This is a genomic window from Spirosoma aerolatum, assembly GCF_002056795.1.
Classification (GTDB): Bacteria; Bacteroidota; Bacteroidia; order Cytophagales; family Spirosomataceae; genus Spirosoma; species Spirosoma aerolatum.
Window position 1 is genome coordinate 7,661,671 of sequence record NZ_CP020104.1, and the last position, 20,955, is coordinate 7,682,625.

The window sequence follows — 20,955 nt, forward strand, 5'->3', positions numbered from 1 at the left end:
AAAGAGTGAAAGCCATCCGGCCAACACGCTCTTTCACTCTTTCGCTCTTTCGTTCATTAAAAAATTCGCGCTTGTTTTCGTCTGTACGTCCTCCAATGTGGCACCGGGCATGAGTTCTACCAGGGTTAGTTGCCCATCAGGATAACCAAATACGGCTAAATCGGTGATGACCAGATCGACTACGCCAGTGGCGGTGAGCGGAAGCGTACACTGCGGGACAATCTTGGACGAACCGTCGGGATTGGTATGGGTCATGGTGATGATCAGTCGTTTAGCCCCTTTGGCCAGGTCCATCGCCCCGCCAACACCTAGTAACGGCTTGCCGGGAACGGCCCAGTTCGCCAAGTTAGCGGCTTCGTCAACTTCCAGCCCGCCCATAATGGCTACGTCGATATGGCCACCCCGAATCATGGCAAACGAGTCGGCGCTGTCGAAGTAGCTGCTGCCTTTAAGGGCGGTTACCGGAATTTTCCCAGCATTGACCGGATAGTCCATCGCCCCACCGCCGTCGGCCGGAACGGGGCCTACACCCAACATGCCGTTTTCGGTGTGGAGCATGATACCCTGTTCGTCGGTAATCAGATCGGCAACGAGGGTTGGTATACCGATGCCCAGATTGACCACATCCCCTTTCTTCAGTTCGGTCAATGCCCGACGAGCCATGTTCATCCGCACCTCATCGACTTTTTTGGACGACGATACGGATGCTGACATGCCCAGATCTTCCGGCTTTAACGTGGCTTGCACCAGATAATCGATAAAGCAACCGGGCGTATGCACACATTCGGGCGCAATCTGCCCTACAGGTACAATCTCTTCTACTTCGGCAATGACCAGGTCAGCGGCTGTTGCCATCGCCTTATTGAAATTGTTTTCGGTCATGCGGTACTGGAGATTACCCGCCGTATCGGCCCGCCAGGCCCGAATGAAGGCCACATTGCCCCGAATGCTTTTAATAAATACATGCTCAACACCGTCGATGATCTTCGTTTCTCGACCTTGTGCTAAAGGCGTCCCTGCTGATGTGGGTGTGTAAAAGCCTCCAATACCAGCCCCTCCGGCCCGTATGGCTTCGGCCAACGTGCCCTGGGGTAGTAATTCGTACTCAACCTGACCGCTTTGGGCGGCTTTAACGGCATCGGGATTGGAGGTAAAAAAAGAGCCGATCAGCTTTCTGAGCTGCCCATTTCGCAATAATCGCCCGCCACCAAGCCCTGTTTCACCTGTGTTATTGCCGATAAATGTCAGATTCTTCGTGCCTAACTCCGCCAGGGCGTGCATTAAATGAACAGGGTTGCCCGTCATGCCAAAGCCGCCCTGTAAAAGGGTGTCGCCATCGCGTACTAACGCAGCCGCCTGAGTTAGTGTCAGGATTGGGACTGTTTTCATCGTTCAGAAAGGGTTGGTGGGTGTAGTGCTTCTTGCGTTTGCATACTTGCCTGCTTGGCCGCTAACCCAACGTAGTTTTCAGCTATGAGCGTAGAGGCCGTTCGACCGGTGATTAGCTGGTTGAATCGGGATGCCTGCAAATGGGTATCGAATGAAGATCGTTCTGGATTGTGATGCAGCAGTTCGGTCATGAAATTGGAAAACTCCTGTACCCGCCAAACCCGACGCATACAGCAATCGGTGTAGTTAGTCAAAGCCGCTGAACTGCCTTCCCGATACCAGCTCATCAGGGCATTGAAAAGTTGCTCTGTATCGGCTACAGCCATATTCAGCCCTTTTGCACCCGTTGGCGGCACAATATGGGCCGAATCGCCAGCCAGAAACAGCCGCCCGAATTGCATGGGTTCGCTCACGAAGCTGCGCATGGGCGTGATGGTTTTTTCCAGAATAGGCCCCTCAGTCAATAGCCAGCCCGCCGTTCCCAGCCGAATCTGTAATTCAGCCCATATGCGTTCGTCAGGCCAGTCGTCGAGGGTGTCGGTTACGGAACATTGCACGTATAGCCGGGAGATTTCGGGCGAACGCATACTGTGCAGGGCAAACCCCCGCTCATGATACGCATAAATAAGTTCGTCGGTTGAAGGGGGGACTTTGGCCAGAATACCTAGCCAGCAATAGGGGTACGTTTTGTCGTAAACGGTAGTCAGTGAGGCTGGTATGGTTGACCGAGAAATGCCGTGAAAGCCATCGCAACCCGCTACAAAATCGCAGGTGAGGGTGTGAGTTTCTCCCTGGTAAGTATACTGAATGGTTGGTTGCTCGCTTTCCAAGCCTTCGATAGTCGTGGCCTCGGCTTCAAACAGTAAGTCGCCACCCGCATCGAGCCGGAGCCGAATAAGGTCTTTTACCAGTTCGGTCTGAGCGTAGATCGTTACGCGGGAGCCGCCCGTTCGCTCGGCCAGGTCGATGCGATGGCGCTGGCCATTGTAGCTCAGAATAACACCATCATGCACAAGGCCTTCCCGGTCGAGTCGATCCGTCGCACCTGCCTGCCGGAGAATATCCACCGTGTTCTGTTCGAGCAAACCCGCCCGCTGACGACTTTCGACGCGTTCCCGTGATCGGTTTTCCAGCACGACTGACCGAATCCCCTGCCGATGCAATAGCTGGGCTAACAATAGTCCGGCTGGCCCCGCTCCGATGATGCCTACCTGCGTGTGATGATTCATGGCTGGCGTTCGTTTATAATTTCCTGGGCGGCCTGAAAAGCGGCATTCGCGGCTGGTAGTCCACAATACAACGCCGAGTGCATAATGACTTCTTTCAGTTCGTCGAGGGTGACGCCATTGTTAAATGCTGCCCGAACGTGCATCTTGAATTCTGTTTCGCGATTGAGAGCGATCAGCATCCCCAGTGTAATCAGGCTACGGGAGTGACGGGTCAAACCAGGTCGGGTCCAGATTTCGCCCCAGGCATAGCGAGTGATGAAATCCTGAAAATCAGCATTAAAATCGGTAAGGCCAGCGTTGGCTCGGTCGACATGTGCATCACCCAGAACGGCCCGCCGAACGGTCATGCCCTGTTCATACGTGCTCTGCGTGGGCGGTCCTGATGCTAATGACTCGCTTTGGGTGGCTGGTTCCTCTAAAAACGCCAGCAGGAGTTGCACCACAGCATCGGCCTTTTCAACGACCGACATATGAGCCGCCGACAATTCGCAAAGCTGGGCGTTCGGTATTTCCTGCTGCATAAACTGGCCGTCGGAAACGGTCGTCACCGGGTCGTAGGTACCCGCAATGATGAGCGTAGGAGCCGTAATATGGTGGATAGTCGCTCGTAAATCCGTATCTCGAAGAACTGCACTGCACGCTACATGACCTTCGGCTGTGTTCGCCTTAACCATTGTTAGCAAGCGAGCTGTCGACTCTGGATTCGCCTGTTGAAATCCATCAGTCAGCCAGCGGTTCAGTACGGCATCGGCAATGGCCGAAATACCCTGCTGGCTAACGGTGTTGATGCGTTCACTCCAGGCATTAACGGTTCCGATCCTGGCGGCTGTATTGCAGAGAACTAGCTTGTTGATTCGGTCGGGATGATGTACTGCCAGCCATTGCCCAATCAGCCCACCCATCGACAGGCCACAAAAGTTGACCTGCGCTATACCTAGCGCATCCAGCAAACCCAGTACGTCCTGTCCTAAATCGGCTATACTGATGGGTTCCTGTGAAGGTGGAGTTTGCCCATGTCCGGTTGTGTCGTAGCGAAGGATCCGAAAATGAGACCGTAACGGCTCCACTACATCGTTCCACATGGTCAGATCGGAGCCCAGCGAATTGGAAAAAAGCAGAACAGGACCTTGCTCCAGGCCTTCGAGCTGGTAGTGGATTGCGTTCCCGTTTATCTGTAGATAGGCCATTGTCAGGGTTGAGTAGTCAGGTTTTGTTGCATCCGGTCGGTATCGACGTCGAGGGTACGGATCAGGTCGTTGGCATGGTGGAGGTTAGCCGCTGTGAGCTTCACCAGTTCCCGGATTACCGGCCATTCGCTGTGCCAGGCTCCGGCAGCCCGTTCGTGAGGCTGGTTCATTGCGCCTAACAGGCTCGCTACCAGATAGGGTGTCCGGTGCGCAATAGCGACCATAAACGTAGAGGTTACAGGGTTTCGCTTGTGCGGCATGGACGATGAGCCACCCTTACCTTCGGCAGCCCCTTCCCGAACTTCACCGACTTCGGTTTGCATCAACAGGATGATGTCGTTTGCCAGTTTGCCAAGTGACCCGTTTAAAATGCCCAGCGTAGATGCCAGATCGGCCAGCAAATCCCGTTGCGTATGCCAGGCCATAGCGGTTATGCCGAGGTCTAGTTCCGCAGCCATCAATTCACAAATCGTAGTATAATGCGCTCCGAACGACTTCCCATTTCCAACCGGACCGCCCAACTGTATTATCAGGCATTCCTGACGAACCCGATCTAAACGCTCGGCCGAGCGAGATAGTCCACTAAGCCAGCCCGCTACTTTATCGCCGAAGGTAATGGGTAGCGCCTGCTGCAATAAAGTCCGGCCCATCATTGGGGTATATTGATACGTTTGCCGAAGTTTCATTAGCTGATTAATGAGTTCTTCCAGATCGGCCTTCATTTGATCAATCGCCTGACGTAGTTGGCCCATCAACGTCGTATCGATCACATCCTGACTAGTTGCGCCCTGGTGGACGTATTGGGCTGCTTCGGGGTTTTTCTGGCGAACGCGTTGCTTGAGCTGGTCAACGAACGGAATGGCCGGATTGCCTGCCAGCAGCGTTTGGGTTTTTATCGAATCAATATCCCAGTCGGTTTCGGCACAACAATTCTTGATCGTTTCAGCTACCGACGAAGGAATAGCCCCCACCGATGCCTGAGCTGTGGCCAATGCCGACTCAAACGCCAGCATCAACCTCAGTTCGGTAGTATCCGAAAAAAGGGATTCCATTAGCGGAGTAGTGAAAATCGAGTCGGCCAGCACAGGGGTAACAAGCTATAAGTCAAAAAATACGGTTTCGTCGGAACCTTGCAGATGGATGTCGAACTGGTAATGTCCTTCCCTACTCTTCCTGGCGATGAGTGTATGGCGTCGTTCTGCGTCGACTGAACAAAGTAGAGCATCCTGATTATTGGCTTCTGGCTCGTCGGAAAAGTAAAGCCGGGTATAGAGCGTTCGTAGCGAACCGCGCAGAAACAGGATGATGTTGATGTGCGGTGCTGAATCCGTTGCAGTAGACCCCGGTTTGACGGTCGTAAACGTAAACTGATTCGTGCGTGTCGTGCCGGTGCCTAAGCGGCCAAACCCGGTAAAGCTGGCCTGATGGGGAGGGTAGGCAATGGGTTCGGAACTATATTGGCCTTGAGTGTCGGCTTGCCAGCACTCGATCATCGCATCGGAAATGGGTTGGCCATGGCCATCAAGAATTTGCCCGGATACGTAAATCAACTCCGCCGAATGGGCGATTGGGTCTACAAGCTCACCTTCGGCCAGGCTGTTGAAGTCGTAACCGTATTGGTGTGCCGTCAGGCCATAGGCGAAAAAAGGGCCTACCGTTTGCGAGGGGGTAATGGGTAAGGTCGTCATTTACTCAAATGGGGTTTGATTTCGGCCATTCAGCACAATATTGAATTCATACGCCAGGGCAAATTCCGGCTCGGTCCAGTCCATGCTGAACCTGGCGATCAGTAACTCACGGGCGTGTTTCGGAACCGACTGAAAAATAGGATCATAGGCAAACAGCGGATCGCCAGGGAAATACATCTGCGTAACCAGCCGCTGGTCGAGATGGGGACCAATTACCGAAAAATGGATGTGGTTCGGACGCCAGGCGTTGTAATGATTGCCCCAGGGATAAGCCCCCGGCTTGATGGTGTAAAACGAATAGCGACCTTCGGCATCGGTGAGCAAACGCCCGGCTCCTAAAAAGTTGGGGTCCAGGGGGGCGTCGTGGATCTCCGCTTTATGAATATACCGACCAGCGGCATTGGCCTGCCAGATTTCGACTAGTACATTCGGCAACGGCCGCCCCGACGCATCCAGCACGCGTCCCACCACTTTAATTCGCTCGCCAATGGGTTCCCCGTTTTTACGTGCATTTTTGGTCAGGTCATGATCCAGCGGGCCAATGCATGAATCGCCAAAAACGGGCATCCGCAGGTTTTTCATTTGATCGGGCACCAGCATCAATGGGCGAGTCGGACTCCGTAGAATCGTAGATTTATACTCCGGCGACAGGTGCAAGGGGTGGTTGCTCAACGGGACGGACTGATTAAAGCCAGATGCGGTCGTGGGCTTATCCGTTTCAACGATTTTTGGCTCCATGTCAGGTTTGGTTCGGTAGTCTATGCGGGATGACAAAGCTATGGGGATGGTACAATAATTTCTTGGATGATTCTAAAACAAGCTTGTACAAACAGAACATTAATCCGATATTCGGGCAGATAGTTGTCTTTTTAGAACATGAACCGCCACGGGCTTAAAAACTACAAAGGGTTATATGGCGATCACCGACTGCCCTTCCCGGAGAATTTCATTCATCATGAATTGCTAGCCGTTCGTAGTAAACTATACGGCTGGGAAATCGACCAGCACTTACACACCGACTTATACCAGTTGTTTATTTTTACGGAAGGAAGTGGGGTTGTCCTATCAGAACAACGGCGGGTCACGCTTCGACCGCCCTGTGTATTGATGGTTCCAGCCAATACCCTGCATGGGTTTGCGTTCCAGGCCGGAATGGATGGCGAAGTGTTTACTCTATCGGAGTCGTCGCTGGACAAACTTCTTCGCGACGCGCAGCACATTCGGTTTGGACTGGGGCAACTTCAACAGGTAACGTTCGAGGATACGGCGGTCTCGTTCGATGATATACGCTGGCTGAAAGACCGAATTATTCGGGAACTGGAAACCGATCAGCCGGAGAAACAAAGTATACTGGAGCATCTGACGCAGTTATTGCTGATTAGTTTGTATCGCACCAGTCTGCGCTCCGAAATGGCTGTACCGAAGTCGGACAATCGAACCCTAACGTATTTTCTTTCCTTTCAGAAATTGATTCGCCAGTCGGTTCATGAGCCGAAGAGTATTCAGCAATATGCCCGCGAACTCCATATCACGACCGTTCATCTGAATCGAATTTGCCAGTCGATTGTCAACAAATCAGCTCTTCAACTGGTACACGATTATCTGACGGCTGAGGCTAAAAAATACCTGCTCAATACGTCCTGTTCGTTATCGGAGGTATCGTACCTGCTGAATTTTAAAGATCCGGCCTATTTCTCCCGACTCTTCAAGAAACAGACGGGTCTATCGCCCAGAGATTTCAGAAAACAACAGGGCTATTTTAGGCAGTAAAAGCGACTTCGTTGGCCTCGTACTATGCCTGCACAGACCACGGGACGTGAAAGGCCTTGTTTGTTGATGGACATACCAAACAATCTTCAATATTTTGTGGATTATATTCGTTAAAAGTAAGACCCGCCTGAATTTGCGTTATCTTGGGCGCGGAAAGTTCTGCTCACTAACCTCTATGAAAACCATTACGTCGTCTGCGCTGCTGGTGGTATTAGGTCTGGCTCTGGGTTTGTCAGGCTGTAACTCGGCCATGCAGTCCTATAAAAAAGGCGTTCGCCACTTCGATGCGGGAGAATATAATCTGGCCCTGACTCAGTTTGAGAAAGCCAGTAAAGGCACTATTGATCCGGCCCGGCTGAACTACTACGTGGCGGAGTCGTATCGGCTTTCGAACCGTTTTGGCGAAGCAGCGCCTTATTATCAGAAAGCTATTGAGGCCAATACGACCGAACCGACTGCCCGGTTCAATTATGCCTATGCGTTGAAATCGCAGGGGAATTATGCCGAAGCGCTCAAGCAATTGCAGGAGTTTGTCGCCAATGCCCCTAAAAACACGGCTAAAGCAACGCTGGATAAAGCCAGGCGGGAAGTTGAAACCTTAAAGGCCATCGACATTATTGCCAAAAATAAGTCGCTGATTACACTACGCAACATGAATAACCTCAACTCGCCCGGAGCCGAGTTTGCGCCTGTAGTACGAGGGGAGGAATTGATTTTTACGGCATCGCGGAAAGAGCAGCTCTATAAAAACAACGGGCAGCACATGCTCGGCTTATACAAAACCAAGCTCAATCAGAAACCCGATGAAACCGGAACATCGCCCGCTCCTGAACCCTTCAGTACCAATGTGTTTCAGGGGGATGTGAACGAAGGAACGCCTACGTTTACGAAAGACGGGAAAACGATGGTTTTTGCGCGGGGCAATAACGGCAAACGCAAAGGTGGCCTGGATGTCGATTTGTATATTAGTCGCTTAGGGGAAGGGGGCGTATGGAGCCAACCGTTACGATTGCCCATCAGCGACTCGACAGCCTGGGATGGTTCACCCGCTTTTTCGGGCGATGGTCGTACCCTGTATTTTGCGTCGAACCGGGCTGGTGGCGCCGGGGGCATCGACCTGTACCGGACCAGTATCGACGCATCGGGGCGGTTTAGCCGTCCGGTCAATATGGGCCGCGATATTAATACGCCTGGCGATGAAATGTTTCCCTATGTAGGACCGAATGCGAAACTGTATTTTGCGTCGGATGGGCATCCGGGCCTAGGTAAGCTGGACGTATTCGTAGCAACCCGCTCTGGTGGGGTTACGCGTGTGGAAAACATGGGGCAGCCGATCAACTCCCCCGCTGACGATTTTGGTTTGATTTATACCGATCCGAACAAAGGGTTTATGGCTTCCAATCGGTCGGGGGGTAAGGGCGATGACGATATTTACTTTTTCCAGGAGGGGCCTGATACGGATACAACCACAATTGTCCAGAACCCACCAGCCAACGCACCCAAAATCGTCCATTACTTTATTGCGGGTACGGTTTCTACCAATGAAACGCCTATTACTCCGCTTGACTCCGCAACAGTGAAAGTAATTGATGATGCTATAGGCCAGCCGATTGGTGAAGCTGTAACGGACAAGCCTGGTACATTCGGAAAATACCCCTTGCAGGAAGGCAAAGATTATACAGTTCTGGCGCAGCGGAAAGGTTACCTGACCCGTCGGGAGCAGTTTACGATGCAGGGAAAAAGCATTCCACAAATATTCCTGACCAAACCGCAAACCGATACGACATTTACCGTCGATCTGCTGCTCGATAAGGCAACGCTCAACAAAACGTTTGTACTGGAGAATATCTATTACGACCTTGACAAGTACAATATCCGTCCGGATGCTGCCGTCGAACTCGATAAACTGGTGACGATTTTACAGGATAATCCGACTCTGAAAATTGAGTTGGGTTCGCATACCGATGCCCGCGCCAGCGATGCCTATAACCAGAAGCTGTCGCAGAATCGGGCTAAGTCGGCGGTAGAATACATTGTATCGAAGGGTATCGACGCTGATCGGCTTACCTACAAAGGCTATGGTGAGACGCAGCTTATCGTGAAAAATGCCAAAACGGAAGAAGAACACCAGCGCAACCGTCGAACTGAGTTCAAAATTCTGGAGCTATAAACCTAACAGACTATTCCTAAACACAAATGCCACCTCCCGTACGAAGAGGTGGCATTTATGTTTTAAGCGCCTGATACTTGCCTATTTTTATTTGACCAGCAACTGTGTTTGCTGTTGTTGTCCCTCTTTAACCACTACCAGCGAATAAAGACCGAAAGGCAGTGTATTAATGGGTTGAAGAAGCAACTCCTGATCGTTGGCCCGTGACAGGTTGATTGGTACTTCGAAGCCAAGAAGATTATACAGACGAACATCGACCGACGATTTTTCGGGTAGTAGAAGCCGAAACGGTGCATTCGATTCAACCGGATTGGGGTACACGGCCAATCGGGCGTAGAGGTCATTGCCAGGGCGATAAATGGAAATGATACGTGAGGTCTCGCTGCTGCCATCCAGATCGGTTTGTACAAGTCGGTAATAGTTATGCCCCAAAGCGGGTGTTTCATCCACAAAAGCGTAGGATTGCGTTTCCTGCGTTGTGCCCTTCGACTGTACTTTCCCCACATTGTCGAACGCTTTTAAATCTGTACTACGCTGTATTAAAAAGTAATCGGCGTTTTTCTCCCAGCTAGTTGCCCATTCGAGTTTAACGGTTTTCTCATCGGCAGTACCTTTCCAGTATAACAGGCTCACAGGTAAAGGATTGTTTTCCAGCGAAAAAGTACAACTGGCATCGCTGCCGGGGTCAGCAATATTCAGCACCACAAGCCGAACCGGATTCGATCCACAGGCGGTATAACTGGAGCCTGTAGTGACCCCCATGCCCAGAAAGCCTTCATTACCCGTTGCACCCCGGTCGTCCACATACCCTGTATGGCCACTGGCATCTACATTCTGAATAAGCACAGCTTCCCGATGGCCCCAGGAAGAGCTGGAGTCTCTATAGATCCAACTGAAAATAGCCTGTTCAACCGCATACGTAGCAGAGCCCCCACAGGCGTAGTAGATGTTTTCAGAACGGCCCATCGTGTACTGACCTGAACTATTACGCTGCACGCAGTTGGTAGCATAAGTTGCTTCTACTCGTTGAAAGGGGGAGGTGCCTCCTGGTAGTACTTGATGCGTGAACAGATTGTTTTTATATAAATAATCGGCCCACCCCTGGGCTGTATTGTCGAGGTTCGTTTCAACGCCTTCCAGCGGTTTACCCAGTACCGCACCACTGCCGTAATTGATACCCGCTCTGGCAGTTCGTTCGGCGTTGATTAAGTAGAGCGCACGTTGATTGTCGGACAGCGTCGAATAACTGGCTGGAAGCGTGAGATTGCCTAGCGAATTAGCAGCTAAACCTAATTGGGTTTCTTCAGTGCGTCGTGCTTTGTTGAAAGCTGCCACAATTTGGGCTGTCGATGAAAAAAAAGCACTGGGTGCGAAATCTGTTTCGGTAGGTGCTGTTAAAGCTACGTTCGACGTTAGGTTCGCTGGAGCCTGAGCAAACAGTTTACCTAAATCTAAAAGCAGAAGCAATAGAAGACCATAGGTCGAGTTACGGAGTAATAATACTTTCATTTTTATTCGTTTGGGTTAACTTATATATAGATTATTAGCTATCTTTGGTTGTAAAATAGCTAATTAATGATATATTAAAAAATATATAATGCATACTAAGCCTATGGTAAGACTAGTTTTTGTAGTTTAAATAATCGAAAATTGTCACAAAAAAGCCTGACATGTCGATCGACATGTCAGGCTTTTTTGTGACAATAGGCAAACTTAATCTTCCAGTATGCTGATACTTTGGATTTTATCACCCTGCTGAATCTTGTCTATAACATCCAACCCATCAACTACTTTGCCGAAAGCAGTATGGTTGCGGTCGAGGTGCTGTGTATTCTGGCGATTATGGCAGATAAAAAATTGCGAACCACCCGTATTGCGACCCCGGTGAGCCATCGACAGAACGCCCCGATCATGGTATTGGTTATCGCCAGTCAGTTCGCAATCGATCGAATAGCCGGGACCACCTGACCCTGTCCCTGTTGGATCGCCACCCTGAATAACGAAGTTTGGAATGACCCGGTGGAATTTAGTGCCGTTATAGAACCCTTTCTTAGCCAGCGAGATAAAATTATCGACCGTTTTAGGAGCATCTTTCTCATAGAATTCGATGAGCATAGTGCCCTTATCCGTGTTCATTTGTGCCTTTGGCATAATTGCATTTGTTTAAATGGGAGCGCAAAGGTACAAGGATTTCCAGTCCTGTAGCTCAAAACCTACTGAATTACCAACGGAGATGGATTCAGAATTGTCGGGCCAAAACCAACAGAAAATAGCATCAACTATAGAGTAAAGCCCTAATAAGCAGCAATAGCTATGTTCTTTTTCTTATTTAAAGATTACATTTAGTACCAGAACAAAACCTCAGACCTGTATGGAAACACCAGCCAATACACCTGTATCTGACAACAATCAGGCTTTAACCCGTCTACGACGCTTTGAAGATGCCAATGATTTTCTGGAAACCTGCGACCGCTTATCATCAGGGTATGAAAGTGGTCTTTATTGGGAAGATGTTCAACGGGCCCTACGTATTGCTGCCGGGCTGGAGAAATGGCCCGACTGATGTAAAAGGAATGACTGATCATGATGGGTAAGTAGCTTTCTCAACGTGATGGCGATCAGAAGCTATAAGTCGATTGGACATTAATTTATTATTGAAATAATACAATTTTATGATTGTATTTTTTAGAAAAATGCAACTAAATTGCCTGATCTTAAGTTAAAAAGTAAAAACAGGAGCTAGGCATGATCTTGTTTTTATTCAATACTACTTATAAAACTGGGTCAATTGAGTAGTATTACTCCCGTAAGAGTTACTACGAACCTGACTCTGCTCATTTGGACTAGTAATGCATTCGTCAGGCCGTGGAAACGCAACCGATTCCTTATTACGACAATCTACCCGATTTTTTGAAGGCGGTAAAATCTATCGACGCTACGAATCGGTGTTTTGGGATTTTCCCTTTTGAGCAGTTTGGCGGACCGGGCGAAGTGATTCCGCCTTTTCGGAGTAGCACCTATGTAGCTGCTTTGGTAACAGAGGGAAGCGGTACGATTCATCTGGATGGCGTTCCCTACTGCGTAAAGCCAGGTACGTTATACGTATTACGTCCCTGGACGGTTCGGTCGATTCATAAGCAGGACCAGTGGCATGGGTATGTCATTATGTTTACATCGGAATTTGTTACGAAACGTTCGGTACAGTCCGACCCCATGCGCGAATACCCGTTCTATCGAAAAGGGGCTCAGCCATTGATTCATATCACACCGGCCGAAGTGACTGAGTTATACAACCAGTTTGAGTTGATTGACAGGGAGTTTAACAACCCCAATCGATCGAAGGCCGACCGTCTGGATTTAGCCTATCATTTGCTGCAGGCATTGCTGATTAAAGAACGTCAGATTTACCGCCAAACTCTTTCGGCCATTGAGTATTCACAGCCTATATCCCTGGTTGAACGGTTTCAGAGTCTGCTTCAGATGTATTACCTCCCCGACCCGAATCAGGATACTCCAGTTTTGCTGACAGTACACGAAGCAGCGGACCGACTGCATATTCACCCGCATTATTTAAGCGATATTCTGAAAAAATATACAGGCAAAACGGCCTTGCAGCACATCCGCGAACGAACGGTTTTTGAGGCCCAGAACCTGATTCGGAACACCGATCTGACCGTAGCTGAAATCGGTTATAGGCTGAAGTTCGACGATCCGTCTAATTTTACGAAGTTCTTTAAAAGCGTTACGGGTATAACTCCACGTGCTTACCGCGAACAGGGGTTTGTATTAGCTGCTTGATAGCCCAGCTGGTAATTTTTCAGGCTTAACTTTAGGAATCTGCATTTTTTACCATTGAAACTACCAAACCTACCTGTTCTTCCAGATAGACTACTAGTAATTTTGACCCAGTGTTGACCAAAGTAACGACGAGTTGAGTTGGTTAGCTGGCAATTGAGCTTATCTAACATGTATCAGGTTTACTATGTGGATTGTCCGCTTAGCGTTAGAGAAGAAATACACCATCGCCGTTATGGCGTTGCTGATTATGATTATGGGTGGGCTGGCAGTAACCCAGATGCCTACCGATATTTTTCCGCGTATCAACATTCCAGTTGTATCCGTCATATGGGGGTATAGTGGCCTGTCGACAAATGAAATGGAGAAGATGATCACCAACTTCTCCGAAACGTCGCTCATTAACAACGTAAGTGACATTCAACGACTGGAATCGCAAACGTACAATGGTACGGCCGTTCTGAAGATTTTCTTTCAGCCAACCGTTAAAATTGAAGAGGCCATTGCTCAAGTAACGGCTATCTCGCAGACGATTCTGGTCAGGATGCCGCCCGGAACGCAGCCGCCCCTCATTGTCCGATACAATGCCACCGATGTTCCGGTATTGCAGTTGGGCCTTTCGTCCGATAGCCTGACCGAACCACAGATTACCGATTATGCCCAGACGCGCGTCCGGCCGCAGATTTCGACGGTACCGGGTAGTCGTCTTTCACAGGCGTTTGGGGGAAAAAGCCGTCAGATTGCGGTGGACCTGGATCCCGATCAGTTGATTGCCTATAACGTAACACCCGAAGAAGTTACCAACGCCGTTGCAGCCCAAAACCTCACCTTGCCGGGCGGTTCGCTGCGGGTAGCAGACCGAGAGTACAACGTCCGGTTAAACTCGAAACCTGATGTTATCTCCGTCCTGAACGATATTCCCATTAAGGTAGTGGGCGGTACCACCGTTCACATGCGTGATGTGGCGAATGTACACGACGGTGCTGCCATTCAGACCAACATCGTCAAACAGGATGGGAGTAAAGGGGCGCTGATGCGGATCGTGAAAACGGGGAATGCGTCGACCACCGAAATTGTCGATAAAATCAAGAATCAGATTTTACCAACTATCCGGGCAGCGGCTCCGTCGAACCTGCGGGTTGAAGCGCTGTTCGATCAGTCGCTGTTTGTTCGGGCATCGATCAAAGGGGTTTTAACCGAAGGGTTAATTGCGGCTTTACTAACGGCTGCGTTGATTCTGCTCTTTCTGGGTAGCTGGCGGAGTACGCTTATTGTTGCCATTTCAATTCCATTGTCGATTCTGACATCGCTCATTATTCTCTACCTGCTGGGCGAAACGTTGAACATCGAAACCCTGGGAGGGCTGGCGCTGGCTATTGGGATTCTGGTCGATGATGCGACGGTTACCATCGAAAATATTCACCGGAACGAGGAACTGGGCATGCCGCTTCGGCAGGCTATTCTGGAAGGAGCGCAACAGATTGCCACGCCAACACTGGTATCAACCCTGACCATCTGTATTGTATTTACATCAGTACTCTTTCTGGAAGGTCCTGCGCGTTTCCTGTTCGGTCCACTGGCCGAAGCGGTTGTATTTGCCATGCTGGCTTCCTACGTACTGTCGAGAACGCTGGTGCCAACACTGGCCGACATGATGCTGAAAAATGAACACCAGCACGATTATCACGGTATTAAACGGCCCAGCGCTTTCCGTCGGTTTTACAATCGGTTCAATGCGGGTTTCGACCGATTTCAGGCTCGGTATGTTCGGGCGCTGGAGTGGGTGCTGAACCACCGCCGGACCGTATTCGTCATCTTTGTCGGTGTCGTGGCTGTCACGCTGGTTATGCTACCGTTTGTTGGTCGGGATTTCTTCCCCCACGTCGACGCAGGCCAAATACGCTTACACATGCGGGCACCAGCCGGAACCCGCCTGGAAGCTACTGAGCAGATTTCAGCTAAAACGACCGAAATTGTCCGGGAGGTGATCCCTGCCGAGGAAGTCGGGTCGGTGATTAGTAATATTGGCTTGACTTCGGAACGCTATAACTTCTTTTTCTCCGACAATGCCACGGCGAGTTCGGCCGATGCTGAATTGCTGATTTCATTGAATGAAGAACGCTCACAATCGACCGACGATTATGTACGCGCCCTTCGGACAAAACTTCGTGACGAAATGCCTGAGGTTACGTACTTCTTCCTGCCAGCCGATATTGTCAGCCAGATTCTGAACTTTGGCCTGACATCTACCATCGACGTACAGATTTCGGGTTTTGATCGGGCTAATAACCTGAAAATTACCCGTGAAATGCAGGCAAAAATAGCGCAGATACCGGGGATGGTCGATGTGCATCTGCATCAGGTGCTGGACGCGCCCGAACTCTTTCTGGATGTGGACCGTGAGCGGGCGAGTCAGTTTGGATTAACCGAGCAGCGTGTAGCTACCAACCTGAATATCTCGCTGAGTGGTACAGGCCAAACCCGCCCGAACTTCTGGCCGGACCCCAATACGGGATTCCCCTACATTATTGCCGTACAAACTCCCCCTTACAAACTGGATTCCTACGATAAGCTGTTGCGGACACCAATCACGCCGGGTCAGCAGGCCAGTCCTCAACTGTTGAGCAACATCACGACCGTTAAGCGTACAACAGCCCCTGTCATCATCAACCGGGTCAATACGCAACCGACCTATGACATCTACGGTGGGGTTGAAAAAACGGATCTGGGTTCAGTCGCAAAGGAATTGAATAAACTGGCGGCTGAATACAAAACACAGTTGAAGCCGGGTAACGTGATCTCGATTCGGGGACAGGTCGAAAGTATGGAGAGTGCGTTCAGTCGGCTGGGGCTGGGCATTGTGTTTGCGGCCCTGTTTGTATACCTGCTGATGGTGGTCAACTTCCAGTCGTTCCGGTATCCGTTCATTATCATCACTGCTTTGCCCGGAGCGTTGTGCGGAATGGTCTGGATGCTGTTTCTGACGGGGACTACGTTTAGCATTCCGTCGCTGATGGGGGCCATTATGAGCGTGGGGGTAGCTACAGCAAACAGTATTCTGCTGGTTAGCTTTGCCAAGGATTATCTGCCCGAAGTGGCCGGAAACGCCTATGCGGCAGCACTGGAAGCCGGTCGGACCCGGCTGCGTCCTATTCTGATGACAGCCATTGCCATGATCATCGGTATGTTGCCTATGTCGCTGGGATTAGGCGAGGGTGGAGAGCAAAACGCGCCACTGGGTCGGGCTGTTATTGGGGGCCTTTTACTGGCAACCTTTACCACGCTATTGTTTGTACCCGTTGTGTTTAGTTCGCTGGCTCGTAAAACCGATGTCAAACCCATAGACGCTGCCCCTGTAGCCGAAGAAGTGTAATTTTAATGGATAATGAACAATATAAAATGGGTTATACCCAGATGATATGTCTTAGTGTTCATTGATCATTGTTCATTTAGTATAAGATGAGTATCATTTATCACATTGTTCCAGCGGCCGATTGGGTTCGTTACGAAAATGAGCCGGTTTATGAAGCCGCCAGTTTGCAGACTGAGGGATTCATTCACCTGTCGACGAAAGAGCAGGTAGATGGAACGTTGAGTCGCTATTATCAGAACGTACCCGATTTGCTGTTACTGCACGTTGATACCGATAAATTGGCGTATGAACTTAAGTACGAGCCATCGACCAATGATGAATTGTTTCCGCATGTGTATGGCCCGCTCAACAAAGAAGCCATAGTAACTATACAGCGTTTGAATTGATTGACTTTTAAGTACTTATATGAAAGCGTTACGAATCATTATTCCACTCCTGGCCCTGATTGCCCTATTTGTGTTTTTCGGGGTGTTGCCGCGAATTCGCAATAGTCAGGAGTTAAAGGCAGAAGCCGTTGCCGAAAAAAATCGGGAACCGATTGTGAATGCGGTACCGCTGAAATACTCGTCAGATACAACCGGACTGATATTACCCGGCCAGATTCAACCCTATCGGCAAACCCCTTTATATGCCCGTACGCAGGGCTTTTTGCGTCGGTGGTATGTGGATATTGGTACGCAGGTGAAGCAAGGTCAGTTACTGGCTACTATCGATGCTCCCGAACTGGATCAGGACATTGCTCGTGCCAAAGCCGACCAGCAACTCGCTCAAACAAATCTGGATCGTTTGCAGAGTGTACAGTTGCCGGGTGCGGTAGCTAAGCAGGACGTCGATACCCGCCAGTCGGCGGTAACGGTGGCGCAGGCGAATGTTCGTCGGCTGGAAGCGCTGAAGGATTTACAGCAGATTCGGGCTCCATTCAGCGGGGTTATCACTAGTCGGACAGCCGAAAATGGCGTTCTGGTATCGCCCGGTGCCGGACAGCCGCTGTTCACCATTTCCGAAATTGGCACCCTGCGGGTATTTGTCGATGTGCCGCAAACCTATTTCCAGTACGTAAAAGTGGGTTTGCCAGCCACAGTGGTTATTCCTGAATTAAAAAATCAGAAATTTACGGGTAAGGTTGTTCGCACGTCGGGTACGTTGCGCAATGAGTCACGGACGCTGCTGGCCGAAGTGGTTATTCCGAATCCGAAAGGTAATCTGCCATCAGGTTTGTATAGTCAGGTTAAATTCGACATGATCAATGCTAATGCGCCCGTGCTGATTCCGGCCAATGCGCTGCAAATAACGCCACAAGGGCCTCAGGTAGTGGTGGTCGATGCCGATCAGCGGGTTCGGTTTGTGCCCATTACACTTGGGCGCGATTATGGAACGACCCTTGAGGCCGCCAGTGGATTGACCGGACGCGAATTCGTCGTTACCAATCCCAACGACCAGCTTCGCGATGGACAGAAAGTAAGGCTTCGGAAGCCAATTGCCGAAAAAACAGTGGCACGTACCTAGATGAAGAAACATATTTTTAGCGTATGGTTTTTGGCTTGTAGTGGGTTAGCCTATGCGCAGACAACGCCCGTTAATCCGACCGGAGGGGCCGTCACAATTCAGCCAAACGCCAGCCCAGCGACTGGGCAAGGTACCATTCAACCCCAGAATCCAGGAAATACACCCGGTGGTACTCAGCTACCCACTACCTCATCGTCGTCAGTAGACAATGATCTGGCTCCGACCTTGACGGTTAGTGGTTTCAAGCGATTTAGTGATCCACTACTCGAATCGCTGATTCAGTTGGGCCTCGACAATAGCCCCAATCTTAAAGCCGCTTTGAGCCGTCTGGAAGAAGCACGGATTCGGGTACGGGTAGCCCAATCGTTTCTGTCGCCATCCCTGCGGAGTTCGGCGTTGATCACGACCCAAAGTCTGTCGCAACATCGGCCGCTGGCACTTACAACGGCTGCTCCTGACGAATTGCCGCGTTTTCAACTGAACACGTTTCAGCTATTACCCATCGATGCCAGCTACGAACTGGATCTGTTCAAACGGATTCGGAGCACCATTGCCGTAACCGAATTACAGGCTCAGGCCAGCATCGCCGACTATCAGGCGTTCCGGTTATCGCTGGCAGCCGACATTGCGCGGACGTATCTGCTCATTCGGGGGAATGATGCCGAACAGGCCGTTTTTCGCCGGAACATCCAGTCGCGCGATACTACCCTTTCGATACTTCGCGAACGCTTCCGGGTAGGTTTGATCAATCAGATCGATGTGCAGCGGGCCGAAACCGATTATGCTACGTTGCAGGTAACACTCAAAGGGCTGGAGCGTGCCCGTGTTGAACTGGTCAATGGATTGGCGCAGCTTTGTGCCCAGGACCCAACTCAATTTTCGGTACCCATAGGTACACTGCCAACCACCGTTCCGGTTTATCCGTATGCCAGTGTCGCTCCCGAACAAGTACAACGTCGGCCCGATTTGATTCAGCTAAGTCGGCAAAATCAGGTGGCTACAGCACAGGTTACGCTCCAGCAGAACAGCACGCTTCCCAGAGTGAATCTGGTTGGTTCAGGGGGCGTCCTTTCCGGACGGATTGGCCCCTGGTTTACACCGAGCAGTGCCACCTACATTGTGGGCGTAAATGCATCCGTTCCGTTGTATGAAGGGCATCGGGCCAAACAGAATATTGCTCTCTCGAAGCAGCAGGTTCAGACGGCTCAGCAAACCTATCAACAAGCCGTACAACTCGCTCAACGAGATGCCGAAACCGCCCTCGACAACCTGACCTTACTGCGCCAACAAATTGACTTACAAGGCCAAACGCTGACCTTGGCCCGCCGGACCGAACAGTATAATCGTGAGCTTTACGTTCGGGGTTTAGCCACCTATCTGGAAGTACTCGATGCTCAGCGTACGATTCTTACGGCCGAACAGCAACTGGCTCAACTACGCAGCCAGGAGATGCAATATGCCGTCGCTCTGCTTCGTGCCATTGGTGGTGATTATTAATTAGTTTACGAATTTTAGAATCCGGTTTCTATTTGGTTGCCGTCTGCTAAAAAAATAAATAAAACACCCTCGCTGGATCGTAGGCTCTTCGTTCCGTTTGGTTGGAAATCGTAACTTGGACTTCGAAAATCAGTTATATACTAGCAACTTTGCTATAACTTATCGAGGTATCAATGAATCATACGTATGTAGTTATTATGGCGGGAGGTGTCGGAACTCGATTCTGGCCGTTCAGCCGCACAAGCTATCCAAAACAATTCCACGACGTACTCGGCACTGGCCGAACCTTACTGCAACAAACCGCCGACCGTTTTGAGGGCATTTGCCCACCTGAGCATATCTTCATCGTTACGAGCTGGCTTTATAAAGACCTCTGCCAAGAGCAATTACCACAGTTGTCAGACGATCAGGTACTTTGTGAACCCATTGCGCGGAATACAGCTCCCTGTATCGCCTATGCGTGTTACAAAATCGCTCAGCATGACCCGGAAGCCAATATTATCGTAGCACCGGCAGACCATATTATCCTGAAAGAAGAAGAGTTTCAGCGTACCATTAAAACGGCGCTCCAGGCTACAACAGGTCAGGATATTCTGGTGACACTGGGTATCCAGCCCAGCCGCCCTGATACGGGTTATGGATACATTCAGTATATCCCGGAATCGGGTGATGCGATTAAAAAAGTAAAGACATTTACCGAAAAACCGCATCTCGAACTGGCGCAGCAGTTTGTTGCAAGTGGTGAGTTTGTCTGGAACGCCGGAATTTTTGTCTGGAATGTTCAGGCCATCATCAAGGCGTTTGAACAATACCTGCCTGAAGTAGCTGAAATTTTTGCCGAAGGGGCTGATATATACTATACAGAAGGCGAAAAAGCCTTTGTCGATAAAGCGTACTCGCTTACCAAAAGCATTTCTATCGACAACGGCGTAATGGAAAAGGCCGGTAATGTACACGTGGTATTGAGCGACTTCGGCTGGTCGGATCTGGGTACGTGGAAATCGCTTTACGAAGTGTCGGACAAAAACGAAGACTTCAACGTGATCGACGGTCATATTATGCTATACGACACCAAAAACTGTATCATCAAAACGCCGAAAGATCGGCTAGTAGTGGTTAATGGCCTGGACGGTTATATTGTAGCCGAGTATGATAACGTCCTGATGATCTGTCGGAAAGAAGAAGAGCAAAAAGTCAAAAACTTTGTTGCCGACGCGAAAGAACGAGGCACGGAGTTTGTGTAGCATCGATTAACTTCCCGAGAGTTTCCGTTCTCGGGAAGTTAAATCCGCCTGTTAAACAGCCTGCAGGGCAATGGCAGAAATGCTCTGTTCGTTAGCTTTGCAAATGG

The 20,955-nt window shown here is 50.2% G+C and carries 17 protein-coding genes; 9 read left to right on the forward strand and 8 right to left on the reverse strand.

Translation table 11 applies throughout. The features are described from left to right. Window positions 1-33: 33 nt before the first annotated feature. The 6 genes from B5M13_RS31935 to pcaH are packed head-to-tail and all read right to left on the reverse strand — an operon-like array spanning window position 34 to window position 6,231. Window positions 34-1,389, reverse strand: a complete 1,356-nt coding sequence (locus B5M13_RS31935) for a 3-oxoacid CoA-transferase (RefSeq protein WP_080059510.1) — start codon at window positions 1,387-1,389, stop codon at window positions 34-36. After that, entirely contained in the window at window positions 1,386-2,618 is a 1,233-nt protein-coding gene (locus tag B5M13_RS31940) for a 4-hydroxybenzoate 3-monooxygenase (RefSeq protein ID WP_080059511.1), read from the reverse strand. Before B5M13_RS31940 ends, B5M13_RS31935 begins: the two co-directional genes overlap by 4 nt. Further along, window positions 2,615-3,805 carry a bifunctional 3-oxoadipate enol-lactonase/4-carboxymuconolactone decarboxylase PcaDC gene (pcaDC, locus tag B5M13_RS34745; RefSeq protein WP_080059512.1) on the reverse strand — a complete coding sequence of 397 codons (1,191 nt, stop codon included), beginning with the start codon at window positions 3,803-3,805 and terminating at the stop codon, window positions 2,615-2,617. The genes B5M13_RS31940 and pcaDC overlap by 4 nt, the downstream gene beginning before the upstream one ends. Window positions 3,806-3,807: 2 nt before the next feature. Further along, window positions 3,808-4,857 carry a 3-carboxy-cis,cis-muconate cycloisomerase gene (gene pcaB / locus B5M13_RS31950; RefSeq protein ID WP_245859613.1) on the reverse strand — a complete coding sequence of 350 codons (1,050 nt, stop codon included), beginning with the start codon at window positions 4,855-4,857 and terminating at the stop codon, window positions 3,808-3,810. 45 nt (window positions 4,858-4,902) lie between these two features. Beyond that, window positions 4,903-5,493: a protocatechuate 3,4-dioxygenase subunit alpha gene (gene pcaG / locus B5M13_RS31955; protein WP_080059514.1), complete on the reverse strand. Its 591-nt coding sequence runs from the start codon at window positions 5,491-5,493 to the stop codon at window positions 4,903-4,905. Beyond that, entirely contained in the window at window positions 5,494-6,231 is a 738-nt protein-coding gene (gene pcaH / locus B5M13_RS31960; RefSeq protein WP_080059515.1) for a protocatechuate 3,4-dioxygenase subunit beta, read from the reverse strand. A gap of 138 nt (window positions 6,232-6,369) precedes the next feature. On the opposite strand from pcaH, the gene B5M13_RS31965 reads away from it, so the two are divergent. Together B5M13_RS31965 and B5M13_RS31970 are read left to right on the forward strand one after the other, a co-directional pair. Beyond that, window positions 6,370-7,263 carry a helix-turn-helix domain-containing protein gene (locus B5M13_RS31965; protein ID WP_080059516.1) on the forward strand — a complete coding sequence of 298 codons (894 nt, stop codon included), beginning with the start codon at window positions 6,370-6,372 and terminating at the stop codon, window positions 7,261-7,263. Window positions 7,264-7,438: 175 nt separating this feature from the next. Further along, the gene (locus B5M13_RS31970) at window positions 7,439-9,433 is read left to right on the forward strand and encodes an OmpA family protein (protein ID WP_179950471.1); all 1,995 of its coding nucleotides are present in this window, start codon (window positions 7,439-7,441) and stop codon (window positions 9,431-9,433) included. Between the two features lie 87 nt (window positions 9,434-9,520). On the opposite strand, the gene B5M13_RS31975 is transcribed toward B5M13_RS31970, so the two are convergent. After that, on the reverse strand, window positions 9,521-10,942 hold the full coding sequence (locus B5M13_RS31975) for a T9SS type A sorting domain-containing protein (protein WP_080059517.1): 1,422 nt from the start codon (window positions 10,940-10,942) through the stop codon (window positions 9,521-9,523). Window positions 10,943-11,146: 204 nt separating this feature from the next. Continuing rightward, window positions 11,147-11,584 carry a peptidylprolyl isomerase gene (locus B5M13_RS31980; RefSeq protein WP_080059518.1) on the reverse strand — a complete coding sequence of 146 codons (438 nt, stop codon included), beginning with the start codon at window positions 11,582-11,584 and terminating at the stop codon, window positions 11,147-11,149. A gap of 220 nt (window positions 11,585-11,804) precedes the next feature. On the opposite strand from B5M13_RS31980, the gene B5M13_RS31985 reads away from it, so the two are divergent. The 7 genes from B5M13_RS31985 to B5M13_RS32015 all read left to right on the forward strand — a co-directional run bounded on the left by B5M13_RS31985 (window position 11,805) and on the right by B5M13_RS32015 (window position 20,848). Further along, a complete protein-coding gene (locus B5M13_RS31985; RefSeq protein WP_080059519.1) occupies window positions 11,805-11,996 on the forward strand; it encodes a hypothetical protein in 192 nt (63 codons plus the stop codon). 302 nt (window positions 11,997-12,298) lie between these two features. Continuing rightward, window positions 12,299-13,231, forward strand: coding sequence for an AraC family transcriptional regulator (locus B5M13_RS31990; RefSeq protein WP_080059520.1), 933 nt, complete (start codon window positions 12,299-12,301; stop codon window positions 13,229-13,231). 184 nt (window positions 13,232-13,415) lie between these two features. Next, the gene (locus tag B5M13_RS31995; RefSeq protein WP_080059521.1) at window positions 13,416-16,601 is read left to right on the forward strand and encodes an efflux RND transporter permease subunit; all 3,186 of its coding nucleotides are present in this window, start codon (window positions 13,416-13,418) and stop codon (window positions 16,599-16,601) included. A gap of 86 nt (window positions 16,602-16,687) precedes the next feature. Continuing rightward, a complete protein-coding gene (locus B5M13_RS32000; protein WP_080059522.1) occupies window positions 16,688-16,987 on the forward strand; it encodes a DUF952 domain-containing protein in 300 nt (99 codons plus the stop codon). 19 nt (window positions 16,988-17,006) lie between these two features. After that, window positions 17,007-18,107: an efflux RND transporter periplasmic adaptor subunit gene (locus tag B5M13_RS32005; RefSeq protein WP_080059523.1), complete on the forward strand. Its 1,101-nt coding sequence runs from the start codon at window positions 17,007-17,009 to the stop codon at window positions 18,105-18,107. Beyond that, window positions 18,108-19,604 carry an efflux transporter outer membrane subunit gene (locus tag B5M13_RS32010; RefSeq protein ID WP_080059524.1) on the forward strand — a complete coding sequence of 499 codons (1,497 nt, stop codon included), beginning with the start codon at window positions 18,108-18,110 and terminating at the stop codon, window positions 19,602-19,604. Window positions 19,605-19,777: 173 nt separating this feature from the next. Then, window positions 19,778-20,848: a mannose-1-phosphate guanylyltransferase gene (locus B5M13_RS32015; RefSeq protein ID WP_080059525.1), complete on the forward strand. Its 1,071-nt coding sequence runs from the start codon at window positions 19,778-19,780 to the stop codon at window positions 20,846-20,848. Window positions 20,849-20,955: the final 107 nt, after the last annotated feature.